Origin of the sequence: Lentzea sp. NPDC059081 (genome assembly GCF_042738015.1) — a bacterium.
Taxonomy (GTDB): Bacteria; Actinomycetota; Actinomycetes; order Mycobacteriales; family Pseudonocardiaceae; genus Lentzea.
On sequence record NZ_JBHYGW010000016.1, the window covers coordinates 195,402 to 213,232 of the forward strand.

At 70.0% G+C, this 17,831-nt stretch carries 19 protein-coding genes; 12 read left to right on the plus strand and 7 right to left on the minus strand.

What is annotated here, in order from left to right; translation table 11 throughout:
• Positions 1 to 6: 6 nt before the first annotated feature.
• The 3 genes from ACFWV3_RS30185 (at position 7) to ACFWV3_RS30195 (ending at position 3,086) form a co-directional block, all read left to right on the plus strand.
• Positions 7 to 243: a hypothetical protein gene (locus ACFWV3_RS30185; protein WP_382416060.1), complete on the plus strand. Its 237-nt coding sequence runs from the start codon at positions 7 to 9 to the stop codon at positions 241 to 243.
• A gap of 228 nt (positions 244 to 471) precedes the next feature.
• The gene (locus ACFWV3_RS30190) at positions 472 to 1,491 is read left to right on the plus strand and encodes a hypothetical protein (RefSeq protein ID WP_382416062.1); all 1,020 of its coding nucleotides are present in this window, start codon (positions 472 to 474) and stop codon (positions 1,489 to 1,491) included.
• A gap of 89 nt (positions 1,492 to 1,580) precedes the next feature.
• Positions 1,581 to 3,086, plus strand: a complete 1,506-nt coding sequence (locus ACFWV3_RS30195; RefSeq protein ID WP_382416064.1) for an aldehyde dehydrogenase family protein — start codon at positions 1,581 to 1,583, stop codon at positions 3,084 to 3,086.
• Positions 3,087 to 3,102: 16 nt separating this feature from the next.
• Here the strand turns inward: ACFWV3_RS30195 and ACFWV3_RS30200 are convergent, their stop codons facing one another.
• Positions 3,103 to 4,098: an ABC transporter substrate-binding protein gene (locus ACFWV3_RS30200; RefSeq protein ID WP_382416066.1), complete on the minus strand. Its 996-nt coding sequence runs from the start codon at positions 4,096 to 4,098 to the stop codon at positions 3,103 to 3,105.
• A 144-nt stretch (positions 4,099 to 4,242) separates the two neighbouring features.
• Between ACFWV3_RS30200 and dhaK the strand changes: the two genes are divergently transcribed.
• The 5 genes from dhaK to ACFWV3_RS30225 all read left to right on the plus strand — a co-directional run bounded on the left by dhaK (position 4,243) and on the right by ACFWV3_RS30225 (position 9,428).
• On the plus strand, positions 4,243 to 5,235 hold the full coding sequence (gene dhaK, locus ACFWV3_RS30205; RefSeq protein ID WP_382416067.1) for a dihydroxyacetone kinase subunit DhaK: 993 nt from the start codon (positions 4,243 to 4,245) through the stop codon (positions 5,233 to 5,235).
• A 1-nt stretch (position 5,236) separates the two neighbouring features.
• Positions 5,237 to 5,863 carry a dihydroxyacetone kinase subunit DhaL gene (gene dhaL / locus ACFWV3_RS30210; protein WP_382416069.1) on the plus strand — a complete coding sequence of 209 codons (627 nt, stop codon included), beginning with the start codon at positions 5,237 to 5,239 and terminating at the stop codon, positions 5,861 to 5,863.
• Positions 5,860 to 6,567: a dihydroxyacetone kinase phosphoryl donor subunit DhaM gene (gene dhaM, locus ACFWV3_RS30215; RefSeq protein WP_382416070.1), complete on the plus strand. Its 708-nt coding sequence runs from the start codon at positions 5,860 to 5,862 to the stop codon at positions 6,565 to 6,567. Before dhaL ends, dhaM begins: the two co-directional genes overlap by 4 nt.
• A gap of 447 nt (positions 6,568 to 7,014) precedes the next feature.
• Positions 7,015 to 8,790: a 3-hydroxyacyl-CoA dehydrogenase family protein gene (locus tag ACFWV3_RS30220; RefSeq protein ID WP_382416072.1), complete on the plus strand. Its 1,776-nt coding sequence runs from the start codon at positions 7,015 to 7,017 to the stop codon at positions 8,788 to 8,790.
• A gap of 44 nt (positions 8,791 to 8,834) precedes the next feature.
• The gene (locus tag ACFWV3_RS30225; protein WP_382416074.1) at positions 8,835 to 9,428 is read left to right on the plus strand and encodes a DUF3558 family protein; all 594 of its coding nucleotides are present in this window, start codon (positions 8,835 to 8,837) and stop codon (positions 9,426 to 9,428) included.
• 16 nt (positions 9,429 to 9,444) lie between these two features.
• Here the strand turns inward: ACFWV3_RS30225 and ACFWV3_RS30230 are convergent, their stop codons facing one another.
• Positions 9,445 to 9,648 carry a zinc ribbon domain-containing protein gene (locus tag ACFWV3_RS30230; protein WP_382416076.1) on the minus strand — a complete coding sequence of 68 codons (204 nt, stop codon included), beginning with the start codon at positions 9,646 to 9,648 and terminating at the stop codon, positions 9,445 to 9,447.
• 32 nt (positions 9,649 to 9,680) lie between these two features.
• On the opposite strand from ACFWV3_RS30230, the gene ACFWV3_RS30235 reads away from it, so the two are divergent.
• A complete protein-coding gene (locus ACFWV3_RS30235; RefSeq protein ID WP_382416078.1) occupies positions 9,681 to 9,974 on the plus strand; it encodes a hypothetical protein in 294 nt (97 codons plus the stop codon).
• Between the two features lie 4 nt (positions 9,975 to 9,978).
• Here the strand turns inward: ACFWV3_RS30235 and ACFWV3_RS30240 are convergent, their stop codons facing one another.
• The 5 genes from ACFWV3_RS30240 to mce form a co-directional block, all read right to left on the minus strand.
• Positions 9,979 to 10,671, minus strand: a complete 693-nt coding sequence (locus tag ACFWV3_RS30240; RefSeq protein ID WP_382416080.1) for an alpha/beta fold hydrolase — start codon at positions 10,669 to 10,671, stop codon at positions 9,979 to 9,981.
• Complete coding sequence (locus tag ACFWV3_RS30245; protein ID WP_382416082.1) at positions 10,671 to 11,216, minus strand: GNAT family N-acetyltransferase; 546 nt, start codon at positions 11,214 to 11,216, stop codon at positions 10,671 to 10,673. Before ACFWV3_RS30245 ends, ACFWV3_RS30240 begins: the two co-directional genes overlap by 1 nt.
• A 207-nt stretch (positions 11,217 to 11,423) precedes the next feature.
• Complete coding sequence (locus ACFWV3_RS30250) at positions 11,424 to 12,707, minus strand: chromosome segregation protein (protein WP_382416084.1); 1,284 nt, start codon at positions 12,705 to 12,707, stop codon at positions 11,424 to 11,426.
• Positions 12,708 to 12,743: 36 nt separating this feature from the next.
• Positions 12,744 to 14,057 carry a crotonyl-CoA carboxylase/reductase gene (ccrA, locus tag ACFWV3_RS30255; protein ID WP_382416086.1) on the minus strand — a complete coding sequence of 438 codons (1,314 nt, stop codon included), beginning with the start codon at positions 14,055 to 14,057 and terminating at the stop codon, positions 12,744 to 12,746.
• A 129-nt stretch (positions 14,058 to 14,186) separates the two neighbouring features.
• Positions 14,187 to 14,639 (minus strand): methylmalonyl-CoA epimerase, encoded by a 453-nt coding sequence (gene mce, locus ACFWV3_RS30260; protein ID WP_382416088.1) that lies wholly within the window; start codon positions 14,637 to 14,639, stop codon positions 14,187 to 14,189.
• 124 nt (positions 14,640 to 14,763) lie between these two features.
• Between mce and ACFWV3_RS30265 the strand changes: the two genes are divergently transcribed.
• Genes ACFWV3_RS30265 through ACFWV3_RS30275 form a run of 3 tightly spaced genes read left to right on the plus strand, consistent with a single transcriptional unit; the run spans position 14,764 to position 17,517 of the window.
• A complete protein-coding gene (locus tag ACFWV3_RS30265) occupies positions 14,764 to 15,954 on the plus strand; it encodes an acetyl-CoA C-acetyltransferase (protein WP_382416090.1) in 1,191 nt (396 codons plus the stop codon).
• A gap of 10 nt (positions 15,955 to 15,964) precedes the next feature.
• Entirely contained in the window at positions 15,965 to 16,912 is a 948-nt protein-coding gene (gene meaB / locus ACFWV3_RS30270; RefSeq protein ID WP_382416092.1) for a methylmalonyl Co-A mutase-associated GTPase MeaB, read from the plus strand.
• On the plus strand, positions 16,909 to 17,517 hold the full coding sequence (locus ACFWV3_RS30275; protein ID WP_382416094.1) for a hypothetical protein: 609 nt from the start codon (positions 16,909 to 16,911) through the stop codon (positions 17,515 to 17,517). Before meaB ends, ACFWV3_RS30275 begins: the two co-directional genes overlap by 4 nt.
• The last annotated feature ends 314 nt before the right edge of the window (positions 17,518 to 17,831 follow it).

Here is a 17,831-nt window from a genome sequence, read left to right on the forward strand (position 1 = left end):
GCCGCCATGAGGCTCTTCGACCTGCGACTGATCATCGCTTTCCTCTTCGGCCTGTACGGCGTCGTGCTGGTCGTCATCGGTCTCGGTTTCACGACCGACGACGACCTCAAGAAGGCCGAAGGGGTCAACATCAACCTGTGGGCCGGCGTCGCCATGGTCGTGCTGGCGGCGGCGTTCGCCGCCTGGGCGACGCTGCGGCCTCAGTTCGCGGACACGGACAAGCAGCCGCTCAAGGAGCTATGAGCGCGGACGAGCTGGGTAAACAGGGTTGAAGGCCTCGATCGTCCACGCGTCGAACCAGGTGACTGCGCGGCGAATTCGGTTTCGCACGTCTCTCCTTCATCTCGGGGTCTTCACCCTGTACAGCGCGTCGATCTTCTGAATCGTTCCTGTAGCTCTGGGTGAGCTATGCCACGGGACAACTCGGGGTACCGGCCACGAACGCCGCGAAAGGTCGCTACCGTGCACGTCGTGCCTCGTTTTCGCGCCACCGCCGTGGTCGCCGCCGCCGCGTTGCTGATGGCCGGCTGCACCACCGGGCCCGGTCTTGCCAAGACCCACTCGCCCCGCCGCACCGTGCAGGCGGGCGCCGAGGCGAACCCGACCGACCCGTCGACGTCGACCAAGCAGTCCGCGCAGGCGGGCAAACCGGTCGACCCCGCGTTCGCGTCGGAACGCCTGCGGCTGGTCAACCCGTGCGCGTTGATCGACAAGGACCTGCTGGAGACGGTCGGCACGCCGTCGCGGTACACGAGCAGCAACTACACGCGCTGCTCCAACTACATGAAGGACAAGGCGGGCAAGTCGCTCGGCATCACGTTGGACATCGGCTACTCGCTGACGTCCACGGACATCAAGAACGCGACCAAGACCCTCGCCGGGCTCAAGAGCGGTGAGCAGAAGCTGAGCTCGTCGTGCTTCATCACCGTCGTCACGCAGGAGAGCCCGGCGCAGGCCGTGCGGATCCAGGTCACGACGGGGACGGGCGGCGACTCCACCGAGGCGTGCGAGCCCGGCCGCAAGGTGCTCGAGGGCGCGATCCGCAAGCTCAAGGGCAACCCGCAGAAGTACACCCCGACCAAGGGGTCGCCGGTCGAGGTCGACCCGTGCGCGGTCGTGGACAAGGCGACGCTCGCGCCCGTGCTCGGTGCGTCGCCGCGGTCCCTGCCGTTCGGCCTGCACCAGTGCTCGTGGTCGGCCCAGAGCGCCCAGATGCAGATCGACATCAAGACGGCGCGCGTTCCCAAGGACGGCAAGTTCGACCCGAAGTCCGTCGAGGTCGACCTCGGTGGTGGAGTGAAGGGCTACCAGGCGCTCAAGGAGACCTCGTACCCGAGCTGCGAGCTGGTCGTCGTGCGCACCAAGGACTCCGGTGACGCCGGCGAGGTCGTGGAGTTCATCGTGTCGGGCTCGAAGGAGAAGGAGTTCGACCGCTGTCAGGCGACGCAGGCCTTCGCCAAGGCGGTCCTGCCGAGCCTGCCCGCCACGTGAGTGTGACCCGCGGCGAGCCGGGCGGGGGCTGAAAGTTGGTCCGGTAGGCGTTAGGGTCGGAGTTACTCGCGAGTATCTGGAGGGCTCCAATGACGCAGACCGCTTCGGACAGCGCGCTGTCGGCCGATGGCGAGCAGCGGCGGTTCGCCTCACTGGACCCGCGCACGGGCGAGGTCGTCGCGCACCACCCGGTCCACACCGCGGCCGAGGTCGAGGACGCCGTGGCGTCGGCGCGCGAAGCCGCCGCGTGGTGGGCGGGGCTCGGCTTCGAGGGCCGCAAGACCAAGCTGGACGCGTGGCGCAAGATCCTGTCGCAGCGCGCCGACGAGTTCGTGTCGCTGATCAGCGCGGAGACCGGCAAACCCGCCGACGACTCCCGCGTCGAGATCGCGCTGGTGATGGACCACCTGCACTGGGCCTCGCGGCACGCGGGCCGTGTGCTGGGCAAGCGCCGTGTGTCCTCCGGCATGCTCATGTTCAACCACGGCGCGTCGCTCGAATACGCGCCGTTGGGCGTCATCGGCGTCATCGGGCCGTGGAACTACCCCGCGCACACGCCGATGGGGTCGATCTCGTACGCGCTGGCCGCGGGCAACGCCGTGGTGTTCAAGCCGTCGGAGTTCACGCCGGGCGTGGGCACGTTCCTCGCGTCGACGTTCACCGAGGCCGTGCCCGAGCACTCGGTGTTCCAGGTCGTCACGGGCTTCGGCGAGACCGGTGCGGCGCTGTGCGCGGCCGGTGTCGACAAGGTGGCGTTCACGGGGTCCACGCGGACCGGCAAGAAGGTCATGGCCGCCTGCGCGTCGACGCTGACGCCGGTGCTGGTCGAGTGCGGCGGCAAGGACGCGCTGATCGTCGACTCGGACGCCGACCTGACCGCCGCCGCCGAGGCCGCGATCTGGGGCGCGGTGTCGAACGCCGGCCAGACGTGCGCGGGCGTCGAGCGGATCTACGTGGCCGAGGAGGTCGCGGACGCGTTCCTCGAGATCGTCGTGAAGCGAGCCCGCAAGCTCAAGCCCGGTGGCGAGCCGAACGCGAACCTCGGGCCGATCACGATGCCGTCGCAGGTGGAGATCATCCGCGAGCACGTGCAGGACGCGCTGGACCGCGGTGGCAAGGCGCTCGTCGGCGGCGCGGACTCGATCAGGCCGCCGTACGTCGAGCCGGTGGTCCTCGCGGACGTGCCGGAGGACTCGCTCGCGATCACCGAGGAGACCTTCGGGCCGACTGTGGTGATCAACCGGGTGCCGAACGCGATGGAGGGCGTGCGGCTCGCGAACCGGTCCAAGTACGGGCTGGGCGCGGCCGTGTTCTCGAAGTCGCGCGGGGAGGAGCTGGCTCGCGAACTCCGGGTCGGCATGGTGTCGATCAACTCCGTGCTGACCTACGCGGCGATCCCCGGGCTGCCGTTCGGTGGCGTGGGCGACTCCGGGTTCGGGCGGATCCACGGCGAGGACGGGCTGCGCGAGTTCGCCTACGCCAAGGCCGTGACGAAGCTGAAGTTCAAGTCGCTGATCGACATGGCGACGTTCGACCGGTCGTCCATGGCCGGCAAGCAGATGCTGCGGCTCGCGCGGATGCTCTTCGGGAGGTAAGAGCACCCGCGCGCTCTTAAGCTCCGAGCTGCTTCTGCAGGTCGTCGAGGACCACGTTCGCGGCGAGCACGCCGAGGCCGAGGAAGTACGTCTCGTCGGCGACCGGCTTGGCCTTGCCGCCCTTGACGGCGTTCAGCTTGCTCCACAACGGGCCGCCGAGCACCGAGCCCTGCGCGGTCTTCGCGGGGTCGCCGTAGGAGGAGTAGACGACGAAGTCGGCGTCGGCCTTGCCGATCTCCTCGGCGCTGACCTCCGCGGCGAGGTCGTCCACCTGGGACGGCGTCGGCTGCGGGATCTTGGCGTCGACCAGGATCGTGCCGATGAAGGACTTCTTGGCGTACAGGCGGATGCGGCCGGGCATGAAGCGCAGCGCCGTGACGGTCGGGCGCACGCCGAGCTTCGTCTCGATCGCCGTGCCGACCGCGGTGGCCTTGTTCGTGTAGTCCTCGAGCAGCTTCGCGGCGTCGGCCTGGCGGTCGAGCGCGGCGGCGTTGAGGAGGAAGTTCTCCTTCCACACGTAGCCGGGGCGCACGCTGAACACCGTCGGCGCGATCGCCGCGAGCTTCGGGTAGAGGGCCTCCGCGCGCAGCTGCGAGCCCAGGATGAGGTCCGGGTCCAGCTTCGTGATGGCCTCGAGGTTGAGGTTGTTGATCGTGCCGACGTTCTCCGGCGTGCCGCCCTTGTCGCCGATGTAGGTCGGCATCGTGGGGGAGCCGTCGGTGTAGGCGATGCCGACCGGCTTGATGCCCAGCGCCACGACGTTGTCGAGCTCGCCCGTGTCGAGCACGATCACCCGTTCGGGTTTCTTCTCGAGCTTGGTCTCACCCATCGCGTGCTTGATGGTGCGGGGGAACTCACCCGGTTTCGCCTGGGTGCCGAAGCCGTTGCTCAGCTCGGTGGCCTTGCCGAAATCCGCTCCGCCCTGGGCCACGCCGGGCTTGTCGGGCGTGCTCTGGGTGCAAGCGGTGAGGGTCAGTGCGACTGCCACGAGCAGCGCTGCTCTCTTCGGCACGACGTGGTTCCTCCGTTACTCGCAGTGATGTTGACCAGCGTTTCTTAGGGCGCCCTAACGGTACCGGGGTCCTTTGCCTGTTCCGAGTGTCAGACCCCCGGAGTAAGAAGGAACACGGTCACCGCCGATCGAAGGGGCTGTTCGATGAAGAAGATCATCAATGATCCGGAAACCGTGGTGCAGGACGCGCTGCGCGGAATGCAGGCAGCCCATTCCGATCTGCTGACGGTGCATCACGACCCGGCGGTCGTGGTGCGCGCGGACGCCCCGGTGCGCGGCAAGGTCGCGATCATCTCGGGCGGCGGCGCGGGCCACGAACCGCTGCACGGCGGGTTCGTCGGGCGCGGCATGCTCGACGCGGCCTGTCCCGGCGCGGTGTTCACGTCGCCGACGTCGGACCAGGTGCTCGACGCGGTGGTGAAGACGGACGGCGGCGCGGGTGCGTTGCTGATCGTGAAGAACTACACGGGCGACGTGCTGAACTTCGAGATGGCCGGTGAGCTGGCGGAGTCCGAGGTGCGCAGCGTCGTGATCGACGACGACGTGGCGGTGAAGGACTCGCTGTACACGGCGGGCCGTCGCGGTGTGGGCGGCACCGTGCTGCTGGAGAAGATCGTGGGTGCGGCGGCGGAGCGCGGCGACGACCTGGCGGCGTGCGAGGCGCTAGCCTTACGGGTGATCGCGTCGGTGCGGTCGATGGGCCTGGCGCTGACCTCGTGCACCGTGCCGCACGTGGGCGAGCCGTCGTTCTCGCTGGCCGACGACGAGATGGAGATCGGCATCGGCATCCACGGCGAGCCGGGCCGCCACCGCGTGCCCGTGTCGTCGGCGTCGGAGATGGTGTCGGCGCTGCTCGACCCGATCCTGGAGGACCTGCCCTTCTCGTCGGGCGACCGGGTGCTGCTGTTCACGAACTCGATGGGCGGGACCCCGTTGATCGAGCTGTACCTGGCGCACGGCATCGCGGAACAACTGCTGGCCGATCGGGGGATCACGGTGGAACGCAGGCTGGTCGGCCCGTACATCACGAGTCTGGAGATGCAGGGCATGAGCCTCACGTTGCTGAAGGTGGACGACGAGCTGCTCTCGCTCTGGGACGCGCCGGTGCACACGCCCGCACTGCGGTGGGGGGTCTGAGGTGGGGTGCACGACCTCGGACGTGGTGGCGGCGCTGCGTGCCGCCGCGCTCGTCGTGCAGGAGCACCGCGACGAGCTGGTGCGCCTGGACCAGGCGATCGGCGACGCCGACCACGGCGAGAACATGCGGCGCGGCTTCACGGCCGTGCTGGCCAAGCTGGACGCCGACGAACCCGAGACGCCCGCCAAGGCGTTGAAGCTGGTCGCCACCACGCTGATCTCGACGGTGGGCGGCGCGGCGGGTCCGTTGTACGGCACGGCTTTCCTGCGTGCCTCGGCCGCGCTGGGTGACGCGGCGGAGCTCGACTGCGACGCCGTGGTCCGAGCCCTGCAGGCCGCGCTCGACGGAGTGGTGGCCCGCGGCAAGGCCGTGGTGGGCGACAAGACGATGGTCGACGCCCTGACCCCGGCGGTGGCCGCCGCGGCCTCGGTGAACGGCTCGGTGGCCACCCTGCTGTCCGCGGCCGCAGACGCCGCGGCCGAGGGCGCCGAGTCGACCGTGCCGATGGTGGCGCGCAAGGGCAGGGCCTCGTACCTGGGCGAGCGCAGCGCCGGCCACCTCGACCCCGGCGCCCGCTCGACGGCGTTGCTGCTGCGGGCCTTCGCGGACGCGGCGGCCAAGGCATGACCGCCGCATCCTCGCCGGGCCGGGTGGGCCTGGTCGTCGTCTCCCACAGCGACCTGCTGGCCAACGGCGTGGCCGAACTGGCCGCGCAGATGGCCCCCGACGTCGCCGTCCTCCCGGTGGGCGGCACGGAGGAGGGCGGCCTGGGCACCGACTACGGCGCCGTCGTCGAGGCCTTGGCCGACGCCGACTCGGGCGCGGGCGTCGTGGTGCTCTACGACCTGGGCAGCGCCAAGATGACGGCGGACATGGCCGTGGAGTCGGCGGACGACCCGTCCCGCTACACCGTGGTGGACGCACCACTGGTGGAGGGCGCGGTAGCCGCAGCCGTTGCCGCACAAGGAGGTGCCGCCTTACCGGACGTGGCCTCAGCCGCCGAGGGCGCCTCCGGCGAGGCCCCGGTGACCGCACCGAGCGGCCCGGCCCTGCACCTGGTCCCGGACGCCGTGACGGCAGAAGTCCTGCTCACCAACGAAGTGGGCCTGCACGCCCGCCCAGCAGCCCTGTTGGCCCGCACCGTGGCCGAGCTCGACGCCGACGTGCTCATCCGCTACGGCACCGAGGAAGCCAACGCGGCCAGCGTCCTGGCCCTGATGGGCCTGAGCGCGCCGGGCGGCAAGACCATCACGGTGGTCGCCACGGGCAAGGACGCGTCAGAGGCGGTGCGCCGAATCGAGGAACTGGCGGAAAGGGGCTTCGACGACTGACCCACACCCGTCCCGCCCCACACCGAGCCTGGGCAGCATGCGGCGCTGGGAACCACGCGGTGACGTGTGGCGAGAGGCGCGGGAGCCGCGCGACGACGTGTGGCGAGCGGTGCAGGAAAGTCGTGTGGCGTGCATTGCGGGGGAAGCCGCTCCGACCCAGTTCACGCTCCTCCTTCCGTCTTCCCCTCGCCCCGTCCCGACCCCGCCCCCAACTCCGGGCCCCGCGCGCCCCACACGCTCGCCCTCGAACCCGCCCCAGATGGCCCAACCCACCACTGCCCCACACGGGTTGATCAGCCCAAACACCCCGCCACCCCCACCCGCTGGACCGATCACTGTTTCGATCCCGATGGCGAAGCTCACGGCCTCCACCAGCGCGAGAAGTGGCATAGTCGCCCGCAAGTTACTCCTTGGTAGCCCCCGCTTCACCCCACAGGGAGGTCCGCAGTGGCGCGCGAGATCAGCACCGTCGGAGTCGTCGGCTTCGGAACCATGGGCGCGGGCATCGTGGAGGTACTCGCGCGCACCGGGCTCGAGGTGAAGGTGGTGGACGTCGACGCCGCGGGCGTCGAGCGCGGCCTCGGGCACCTCGAGCACTCCACCGAGCGGGCGCTGAAGCGCGAGAAGATCACCGCGGACGAGAAGGCCGCCATCCACGGGCGGATCTCCACGAGTCTCGACATCGCGAGCCTCGCCGGCTGTGACCTGGTGGTCGAGGCGGTGCCGGAGAACGTCGAGCTCAAGGCCAAGATCTTCCAAGAGCTGGACGCGGTCCTCGCGCCGGAGGCGATCATCGCGTCGAACACGTCGTCGCTCTCGATCACCGAGATCGGTGTGCACACGCGCAGGCCCGGCAAGGTCGTCGGCCTGCACTTCTTCAACCCCACGCAGGTGTTGAAGCTGGTCGAGGTCGTGCGGACGGTCGTCACCGAGCCGGACGTGATCACGGACGTCGTGGCGTTCGCCGAGCGGCTGGGCAAGTCGCCCGTCGTGATCGGCGACCGGGCTGGGTTCATCGCCAACGCGTTGCTGTTCCCGTACCTCAACCACGCGGTCAAGATGCTGGAGTCGCGCTACGCGACGCGGGAGGACCTCGACGCGGCCATGCGGTACGGCTGCGGGTATCCGATGGGGCCGTTGGCGTTGCTGGACCTCATCGGTCTCGACACCGCCTACGAGATCCTCGACACGATGTACCACCAGTCGCGCAACCGTTTGCACGCTCCGGCGCCGCTGCTCAAGCAGATGATCACGGCGGGGCTGCTCGGCAGGAAGACCGGGCGCGGCTTCTACACCTACGACGGGCCCGACTCGCCGGTCGTCGTCGACGACGCGCAGACTCCGTCCGAAGTGGACAGCTCCGTGCAGACCCGCGAGGTGCAGCGGGTGGGTGTCATCGGCACGGGCACGATGGCCACCGGGATCGCCGAGGTGTTCGCCAAGCGCGGGTACGACGTGGTGTTGCGCGCCCGCAGCCTGGAGAAGGCCGAGGCGGCGATCGGGCTGGTGCGCAAGTCGCTCGACCGCGCGGTGGGCAAGGGCAAGCTCTCCGAGCAGGACCGCGACGCGGCGCTGGCGCGGGTGAGTCCGGCCGTGGAGTTCGTCGACCTCGCGGACTGCGACCTGGTCGTCGAGGCCGTGGCCGAGGAGATCGGGATCAAGAAGGAGGTCTTCGCGGCCCTCGACGAGGTGTGCAAGCCCGGCGCTGTGCTCGCGACGACCACGTCGTCGTTGCCCGTCATCGAGGTCGCGGCGGCCACGAGCAGGCCCGGTGACGTCGTGGGTCTGCACTTCTTCAACCCCGCGCAGGTCATGAAGCTGGTGGAGGTCGTCGAGACGATCGCCACGGACGCCGACGTGGTCGCGACGGCGCGCAAGATCTGCCTCGACCTCGGCAAGCACCCGGTGCACTGCGGCGACGTGGCGGGCTTCATCGTCAACGCGCTGCTGTTCCCGTACCTCAACGACGCGGTCAGGATGCTGGAGGCCCACTACGCCGAGGCCGACGACATCGACAACGCGATGAAGGTCGGCTGCGGACTGCCGATGGGGCCGTTCGCACTGCTCGACGTCGTGGGGCTGGACGTGTCGCTCGCGATCCAGCGCACGCTCTACAACGAGTTCCGCGAGCCCGGCTTCGCGCCGGCGCCGCTGCTGGAACACCTGGTCACGGCCGGTCGTCTCGGCCGCAAGACGGGCAAGGGATTCCGCGACTACTCGTGAGCCGCTCACAGCCCCACCATGTCTCGTCTGGCATGGTGGGGGCCATGCGTCGACTGGTGCTCCTGTTGGCTGTCCTCCTGCTCGCGTCCGGCTGTGCCCGGACGACCGTGGGGGGCACCGCGGTCGCGCAGCCGCCGCTCGACTCCTCGTCGCCGTTCGACGAGGAGAAGGACAGCTCGACCGACCCGTCCGCCTCGGAAGACCCGGAGACCGCGCCGATCGACGGTGAGGTGCAGGGCGTCTGCGCGAAGCTGAAGTGGACCGATCTGCCCTATCCCGGCGCGAAGGCCGAGACGCCGCCCAGCCAGATCAACTACGACTCGACGTTCGACCAGTCGTGCCGGTGGACGACCAAGGTCGACGGCGTCGAGGTGGGCGTCTCGCTGCGCTACCGCGAGGGCAAGCAGATCACGATCGAACGCACCACCGGCGACTGGGACGTGAAGGGCCACAAGGTCACGTACCTCGACCGGGCCGACGACCCCGACCCGGAGGTCGACCCGTCGTGCGTGCTCGTCGTGCCCTACGAGGGCGGCGGGCTCGGAATCATCATCATCGACTCGTCCGGCAAGTTCGGCACCGTGTGCGACCAGGGCCGCAAGGTCGCCGAGGTGCTGATCGACCGCGAGACGTCCTGACCGCGGGCACCGGGACCTAGCTGCAGCAGCCTCCGCCGCAGCAGCCGCCGCCCCCACCGGCGGCCTGCTTCTGCGTGCCGCCGATCCCAGCCATGGACAGCAGTTTCACCGTGTCGGCGTGGCCGTCGGGACAGCTCGCCGGTGAGGACGACTCGCTCATCGGACGCTGCAGCTCGAAGGTGTCGTCGCAGGTTCGGCATCGGAACTCGTAGGTCGGCACGGCCCGATTCTACGAGCGGTTACCGTGTGGCCGTGCCACGTCGTAACAGCCCCAAGCCGGAAGACCCACGACCCCTCGGCGGGGGCGTCGGCTGGGCGCGCACCGAGTCGGGACCCGATGGCGACTGGCTGGTCCGCGCCATCTCGGGCGCGCAGGCGCAGAAGACCTACCGCTGCCCCGGCTGCGACCACGAGATCCGCCCCGGCACGCCGCACGTCGTCGCGTGGCCGGCCGAGGAGACGGGCTCGGTCGAGGAACGCCGTCACTGGCACCAGGGCTGCTGGGACTCGCGCGGCCGGCGTGGGCCGACCGCGCGCCGCTGGTGACGTCCTAGAGCCCGACCTGCCCGCGCCACCGCTCCAGCCGGGCGCGGAACTCCTCCGGCCGCTCGACGGGCGGCAGGTGCCCGCAGTCCTCGATGCGCTCGCTCGTCGAACGCCGCAGCGTCACCGCGAGCTTCGCCGCCACGTCCGGTGGCGTGAGCTTGTCGTGCTCGCCCACCAGCACGAGCGACGGGACGTCCATCGACTCCAGCACTTCCGTCGAGTCGGGTCGCCTCGCCATGGCGCGTTGCCACCACGCCACGTCCTCGGCGCGCTGCTCCAGGATCATCGTGCGCACCGACGCCCGTGCCGCGTCCGAGGCGTCGGGGGCGAGCAGGTTCGGCACCATCGCCTCGACGAGCCACTCGCCGACGCCGTCGCGCTCGACCCGGTCGGCCATCGCGTGCCGGTTGGCGACGGCCTCCGGCGTGTCCGCGGTGTGCTTGGTGTCGACGAAAACCAGGCCCCGCACGCGTTCCGGAGCCTGACGCAGCAACGCCATCGCGACGTAGCCGCCCATCGAACACCCGCCCAGCAGCACCTTGTCGAGGCCGCGCTCGTCGAGCAGCGCGAGCACCTGGGACGCGAGCACGCCGAGGTCCGGCTCACCCTCACCGCGCAACGACGGCGTGAGCGCGCCCGGCACGTCCCACATGCGCGCGTCGAGCGGAAAGGCGTGCAGCAGCACCAGGTCGTCCATCAGCTCTCCCACTCCGGCGCCAGCACCGACCACACCTCGACGTCCTGCCGGACGCCGCGGTGCACCGAGTACGAGCGCAGCACCCCGTCCTTGGTCATGCCGAGCCGCCGCGCGACCGCGATGCTGGGCGCGTTCTCCGACGACACCAACCACTCAACCCGATGCACGCCGCGCTCGCGAATCACGTGGTCGACCAACAACCGCGCCGCCCGCGTGACGAGCCCCTTGCCCACCGCGGCGGGCTCGAGCCAGCACCCGATCTCCGCCCGCCCCTGCGGAACGTCCATCGTGCGCACCAGCACGCCGCCGACGAGCAGGCCGTCGAGCCAGATCCCGAAGATCGCGCCGGTGTCGGCGGCGACCTTGTCCGCGTAGCTCTGCAGGAGGGTCCGGGCGCTCTCCAGGTCTTTCGCGGCGTCGGCGAACCGGATGTGCTGCCCGATGAAGTCCCGTCCGCGCTCCATGTGCGCGAAGAACTCCTCGGCCCGCCACGGCTCCAACGGCCTGAGCTCGGCACCGTCCGTGCCCAGCGCTCTCACGAACATCCTGTTCCCCCAAGATGAGTTCTGTGTCGACGCGAATCGTATTGGTGCGCCATGCACAGTCCGTCTGGCCACGCCTCGATGAGCCCGACGGCCGACCGCCAGGAGGCCTGGTGGCCGCGGAGGAACAGAACAGGGGTCACCAGGCTGGGGACCCCTGCGTGAGCGTGTGGCGTCAGGATTCCGCGCCGCCTGGACTGCCCTGGGACGTCAGGACTTCTTGGCTGGCTGCGGGCGTGCGAACTTGGCCGTCGGGCCGTCGACCTGCGATGCCTGCGCCGGAGTGGCCGGTGCGGGAGCAGCGGGCGTGGGCTTGACCGGCGCCTCCTGGGACGCGGGTTCGGCCTGCTGCGCGGGCGCGGCCGGCTTCGCCTGAGCAGCCGGTGCCGGAGCAGGCTGCGCAGGAGCGGCTTGAGCGGGCTTCGGCGCACTCGGGGCAGGCTGAGCAGCAGCGGGTTGCGCCGGAGCGGAACCGTCGGGACCGGCCGGAGTCGAGTCCTCCTCCACCGGGTCCAGCAGCGGCACCACGTCCTGCAGAGCCGTCCGCACGTTGTGGAGCTGGTGCGAGAGGCGGTTGCGCAGGGTGCGGAGCTGTTCGACGCGCTGGGTGGCGGCGGCCGTGCGGCGGTTGGCTTCCTCGGTGGCCTCGCGGACGCGGCGGTGCGCCTCGTCGGTCGCCTCCTGGATGCGGGCGGTGGCCTCGGTGACCGAGTCGTGGCGGCGGCGGTTGGCCTCTTCGGTGGCCTCGCGCAGGCGGCGTTCGGCTTCGGCCTTCGACGTGGTCTGCTCGGACGCGATGGCGGCGCGGACCCTGGCGGCCTCCTCGGCCGCCTCGCGGACGCGGCGGTCGGCCTCGCCCTTGGAGGTGGCCTCCTGGGTGGCGAGGGTGGCCATCGCCTCGGAGCGGCGGGCGGCCATCGCGATCTCGAAGTCCTCCTCGACGGTCACGCGGCGCTGCTCGGACTCGTCGGAGATCTTGCGGGCGGCGCCCTCGGCCTCGGAGACGATCTTCTCGGCCTCGGACCGCGCGGTCTCGAGGACGCCCTTGTGCTCGGCCTCCATGGCGGCACGGCGCTCGTCGAGCTCGGCGATCAGCTTCTCGTAGCGCTGGCGCAGCACACCCGCGTCGGCTTCCGCCTTGGCGCGGATGTGCCCGCCTTCTGCTTCGGCACGGGCCTTGATCTCGTTGGCCTCGTCCTGGGCCAGCCGCAGCATCCGCTGGAGGCGTTCGGAGAGCCCCTCCAGCGTCGTCGGCGGCAGCGACAGGCGCTCCACCTGGTTGCGCAGCTCGGACATCTCCGAGCGCGCGGCTTCCAGCTGGCGCGCCAGGTCGGACGTCTGGGACACGGCGGCATCGCGGTCCGCGGCCAGCAGCCGCAGGTCCGAGTCGAGGCGTTCGAGATGATCCTCGACCTGGGCGCGGTCGTAACCGCGCTTGACGATGTCGAAGCCGGATCCCAGTGGGACGAGGTCACGGTCGTCGGCGAGGCCCATGCCCCTCACGCTACCCGTTCGGGTAACCCCGGAAGGTCACACACCCCGGAATCGATTGATACCTGTGAGGTGCTGGGCACGCAGTTCGTGATCGAGCACACCCAGACCCTCTTCCGGGGCAAGGCAGAGCACGCCGACCTTGCCCTGGTGCGCGTTGCGGTGGACGTCGTGCGCGGCCTGGCCCGTTTCGTCCATTGAGTACACCTTGGACACCGTCGGGTGGATCTTTCCCTTTGCGATCAACCGGTTCGCCTCCCACGCTTCGCGGTAGTTCGCGAAGTGTGAAGAGAGGATGTGCTTGAGGTTCATCCAGAGGTACCGGTTGTCGTACTGGTGCATGTACCCGGAGGTCGACGCGCACGTGACGATCTTGCCGCCCTTGCGCGCCACGAACACCGACGCGCCGAACGTCTCCCGGCCGGGGTGCTCGAACACGATGTCCGGGTCCTCGCCGCCGGTCAGCTCGCGGATCTTCGCGCCGAACCGCTTCCACTCCCGCGGGTCCTGCTCGTGCTCGTTCTTCCAGAACTTGTAGCCCTCCGCCGAACGATCGATGATCAGTTCGGCGCCCATCGAACGGACGATCTCCGCCTTCTCCGGCGAGGAGACGACGCAGATCGGCGTCGCGCCGCCGTTCAGGGCGAACTGCGTCGCGTACGAACCGAGACCGCCGGACGCGCCCCAGATCAGGACCGTGTCGCCCTGCTTCATGTTGGCGCCGTTGGTCGACACCAGCTGGCGGTACGCGGTGGAGTTGACCAGGCCCGGCGACGCCGCCTCCTCCCACGAGAGGTGCTTCGGCATCGGCATCAGCTGGTTCGACTTCACGAGCGCGAGGTCGGCGAGGCCGCCGAAGTTCGTCTCGAAGCCCCAGATCCGCTGCTGCGGGTCGAGCATCGTGTCGTTGTGGCCGTCCGGGGCCTCCAGCGGCACGTCCAGGCAGTGCGCCACGACGCGGTCGCCGGGCTTCCACGCGGTGACGCCCGGCCCGACCCGCACGACGACGCCGGCCAGGTCCGATCCCACGACGTGGTACGGCAGGTCGTGGCGGCCGCCCAGGCGCTTGAGGAACCCGAACGTCGACACCGGCTCGAAGATCGAGGTCCAGACGGTGTTGTAGTTGATCGCGGAGGCCATCACGGCCACCAGCGCCTCGCCCGGACCGAGCTCCGGCGTGGCGACCTCGTCGACGTGCAGCGACTTGCGCGGGTCCTTGTCCCGCGTCTCGAGGCCCGCGAACATGTCGGCCTCGTCCGCGTGCACCGTCACGCCCCGATAGCTCTCCGGAACGTCCAAGGAACCGATCGCGTCCAGCTCGTCGGCCAGGATCGCGTCAAGGATCTTCTGCACGGCGGCATTCCTTCCCTAGTGAGGGATAGTCGCAGGTTGCCGGAGGTTACTCATCAGTAACCGATTCAGAATCCTGCTTGTGAGGGATGCCACCCCGGAATCACCGGACCGGGTCAGGGGGCGTCGCGGCTAGTGCTCCGACCCGTCCCGCGCGGGCTCCACCAGCTCGATCAGCACGCCACCCGCGTCCTTGGGGTGCACGAAGTTCACCCGGCTGTTCGAGGTGCCGCGCTTGGCCGCGTCGTAGAGCAGGCGCAGGCCCTTCGCGCGCAACGCGTCCGCCGCGGCGTCCACATCGGACACCCGGTAGGCGAGCTGCTGCAGGCCGGGGCCGGAGCGGCCGATGAACTTGGCGATGGTCGAGCTCTCGTCGAGCGGCGCCAGCAGCTGGATCGCGGTGCCGTCGTGAACGCCGGGCGCGTGCAGCATGGCCTCGCGCACGCCCTGCTCCTCGTTCACCTCCTCGTGCGCGACCTCCATGCCGAAGTTGTCGCGGTAGAACGCGATGGCGACGTCGAGGTCGGGCACGGCGATGCCCACGTGGTCGATCGCGGTCACGAATCGAGTGATGTCTGCGTTCATGGTTGGCGAGGGTATCCACGGGATCGGTGCAGGTGCTCCTGTGCGGGGTCTCACACGATTACCAGCGGGTAGCCGCCGGTATGGTGCCTAGTTAACGACCGTTCGCTCTTCCATGGAGGCAGCTGTGTCCGGTTCCGTCATCGTCGCCGGGGCTCGCACCCCGATGGGCCGACTGCTGGGATCGCTCAAGGACTTCTCCGGCGCCCAGCTCGGCGGCGTCGCGATCAAGGCGGCACTGGAACGCGCGGGCGTCGCTCCCGAGCAGGTGCAGTACGTGATCATGGGCCAGGTGCTCACCGCCGGCGCCGGCCAGATCCCGGCGCGCCAGGCCGCCGTGGCCGCGGGCATCCCGATGACCGTGCCCGCGCTGACCATCAACAAGGTGTGCCTGTCGGGCATCGACGCGATCGCGCTGGCCGACCAGCTGATCCGCGCCGGTGAGTTCGACGTCGTCGTGGCCGGTGGCCAGGAGTCGATGACCCAGGCGCCGCACCTGCTGCCGAAGTCGCGCGGCGGGTTCAAGTACGGCGACGTGACGATGCAGGACCACATGGCGCACGACGGCCTGTTCTGCGCGTTCGACCAGGTCGCGATGGGCGTCTCGACGGAGAAGCACAACGGCCGCTACAACATCACCCGCGAGGAGCAGGACGCGTTCTCCGCGCGGTCGCACCAGCTCGCCGCGAAGGCCGCCGGCAACGGCGTGTTCGACGCCGAGATCGCGCCCGTCTCCATCCCGCAGCGCAAGGGTGACCCGGTCCTGTTCAGCACGGACGAGGGCGTCCGCGGCGACACGACGGCCGAGGGCCTCGCGAAGCTGCGCCCGGCGTTCGCCTCCGACGGCACCATCACCGCGGGGTCGGCGTCGCAGATCTCCGACGGCGCGGCCGCCGTCGTCGTGATGAGCAAGGCGAAGGCCGAGGAGCTGGGCCTGGAGTGGATCGCGGAGATCGGCGCCCACGGCGTCGTCGCGGGCCCGGACGCCTCGCTGCACGAGCAGCCGTCCAACGCCATCAAGGCCGCGTGCGCCAAGGAGGGCATCACGCCCGCCGACCTCGACCTGGTCGAGATCAACGAGGCGTTCGCCGCGGTCGGCATCGTCTCGACCCGTGAGCTCGGCATCTCCGAGGACAAGGTCAACGTCAACGGCGGCGCCATCGCGCTCGGCCACCCGATCGGCATGTCCGGCGCCCGCATCGCCCTGCACCTCGCCCTGGAGCTCCAGCGGCGCGGCGGCGGCGTGGGTGCGGCTGCCCTGTGCGGCGGCGGTGGCCAGGGCGACGCGCTGATCATCCGCGTGCCCGCGAAGGCCTAGTGTCCTCGGTGTGGCTGCTGTTGACGTAGCAGGACTGGTCGACCGCGCGCGTGACGGCGAACCGCGCGCGGTCGCCAGGCTGATCTCCCTGGTGGAACAGGGCAGCGCCCAGCTCCCCGAGGTCGCCGCCGCACTGGCACCCTTCACCGGCAACGCCCAGGTCATCGGCATCACCGGCGCACCGGGCGTGGGCAAGTCGACCTCCACCAACGCCCTGGTGCGCGCCTACCGCGCCGAGGGCAAGCGGGTGGCGGTCATCGCGGTGGACCCGTCGAGCCCGTTCTCCGGCGGCGCACTGCTCGGCGACCGCGTCCGCATGGGCGACCACGCCACCGACCCCGGCGTCTTCATCCGCTCGATGGCCACCCGCGGCCACCTCGGCGGCCTGTCCTGGGCGACCCCACAGGCCCTGCGCGTCTTGGACGCCGCCGGCTTCGACGTGGTCCTGGTGGAAACAGTCGGCGTCGGCCAGTCCGAGGTGGAGATCGTCGCCCTGGCCGACTCCACGATCGTCCTGCTCGCACCGGGCATGGGCGACGGCATCCAGGCGGCCAAGGCCGGCATCCTGGAGATCGCCGACGTCTTCGTCGTCAACAAGGCCGACCGAGACGGCGCCGACCAAACCGCCCGAGACCTGAAGTACATGATCTCCCTGGGCCGCCGCGACCGCGAGGGCCCGTCCTGGCGCGCACCGGTCGTCAAAACAGTCGCCGCCCGCCTTGAAGGCCTGGACCGAGTGGTGCAGGCAATCGCCGAACACCGCGCCTGGATGACCGAACACGGCGAACTGACCGGACGCCGCCTGCGCCGAGCAGGCGCCGAGATCGAGGCCATCGCCGTGGAACGCGTCCGCACCCGCTTCGGCCCAGTCGACCGACTCGCCGAACGCGTGGTCGAGGGTGAGCTGGACCCGTTCGCCGCGGCGGAGCAGTTGATCAGCGGTAGCCTGCGGGAATGACCGCTTGGGGAGCGCCTCCGCCTGTCATCATCGACCTCGGCAAGAGCGACACCCGCAAAGTCCTGATCGGCGGCTCGGTGGCCGGCGTCCTGGGCATCCTGGCCCTGGTGGGCTCCGTGACGGCCTTCATCGACGGCGAACCGGTCGGCGGCAGCATCGCAGGGGTCATCGGCCTCGCCTTCACCTTCATCGGCGTGATGGCCGTGGTGAAGTGGAAGACCATCTCCCGCCCCCGCAAACTGATCATCGAACAGCAGGGCATCCGCCTGGACGACCCGCAGGGCATGCCGTGGGCGGTCGCCTGGCAGGACCTGGGCGCCATCTCGATCTCCCGAACCCGCGAACAGGCCGTACAACTGGCCGACGCCCTGGTCCGCCGCACCCTCGTCCGCGTGGACCTGCACCCGCGCGACCCCCACCAGTTCCGCCCGGCCCACCCAACGATGGAACCGATGTGGGAGTTCCACCGCGTGCAGAACGGCTACCGCCTCCCGCTGGGCGACTCGGCGGGCTTCATCGGCCCGATCGACCAGGGCCTGCGCACCTTCGCTCCTTCGATCTACCGCGGCGTGCTGGACGAGGGGTTCAGCGTCGGCCTGCACTAGGGGACCGGCGGTGCGGGCAGGCTGACGCAGGCGTCCCCTCGAGCTCAGGGTCCCCCGCGACCCAACGTACTCAGAGGGTCTGACACTCCGGCCAAGCCAAGCCAAGCCAAGCCAAGCCACGACACGACACGACACATCAAGCGATGCCGAAGGCGAGCAGTAACAACCCCGCGCACTCTCGACCGCGATGCCGAAGGCGAGCCGGAAAGACCTTGCCTCGATGGGTAGCGGTGCACCCACTCGTGGTTTTGCGATTGGGGCTTGACTTTGGGTGCGAGGTGCTACCCCTTGATGGGATCGGCCGGGTGCGAAGC

Coding starts and splice junctions, on each gene's coding strand:
- ACFWV3_RS30185 (WP_382416060.1), top strand. CDS start 7: ATGAGGCTCTTCGACCTGCGACTGATCATCGCTTTCCTCTTCGGCCTG.
- ACFWV3_RS30195 (WP_382416064.1), top strand. CDS start 1,581: ATGACGCAGACCGCTTCGGACAGCGCGCTGTCGGCCGATGGCGAGCAG.
- dhaK (WP_382416067.1), top strand. CDS start 4,243: ATGAAGAAGATCATCAATGATCCGGAAACCGTGGTGCAGGACGCGCTG.
- dhaM (WP_382416070.1), top strand. CDS start 5,860: ATGACCGCCGCATCCTCGCCGGGCCGGGTGGGCCTGGTCGTCGTCTCC.
- ACFWV3_RS30225 (WP_382416074.1), top strand. CDS start 8,835: ATGCGTCGACTGGTGCTCCTGTTGGCTGTCCTCCTGCTCGCGTCCGGC.
- ACFWV3_RS30240 (WP_382416080.1), bottom strand. CDS start 10,671: ATGGACGACCTGGTGCTGCTGCACGCCTTTCCGCTCGACGCGCGCATG.
- ACFWV3_RS30245 (WP_382416082.1), bottom strand. CDS start 11,216: ATGTTCGTGAGAGCGCTGGGCACGGACGGTGCCGAGCTCAGGCCGTTG.
- ACFWV3_RS30250 (WP_382416084.1), bottom strand. CDS start 12,707: ATGGGCCTCGCCGACGACCGTGACCTCGTCCCACTGGGATCCGGCTTC.
- mce (WP_382416088.1), bottom strand. CDS start 14,639: ATGAACGCAGACATCACTCGATTCGTGACCGCGATCGACCACGTGGGC.
- ACFWV3_RS30275 (WP_382416094.1), top strand. CDS start 16,909: ATGACCGCTTGGGGAGCGCCTCCGCCTGTCATCATCGACCTCGGCAAG.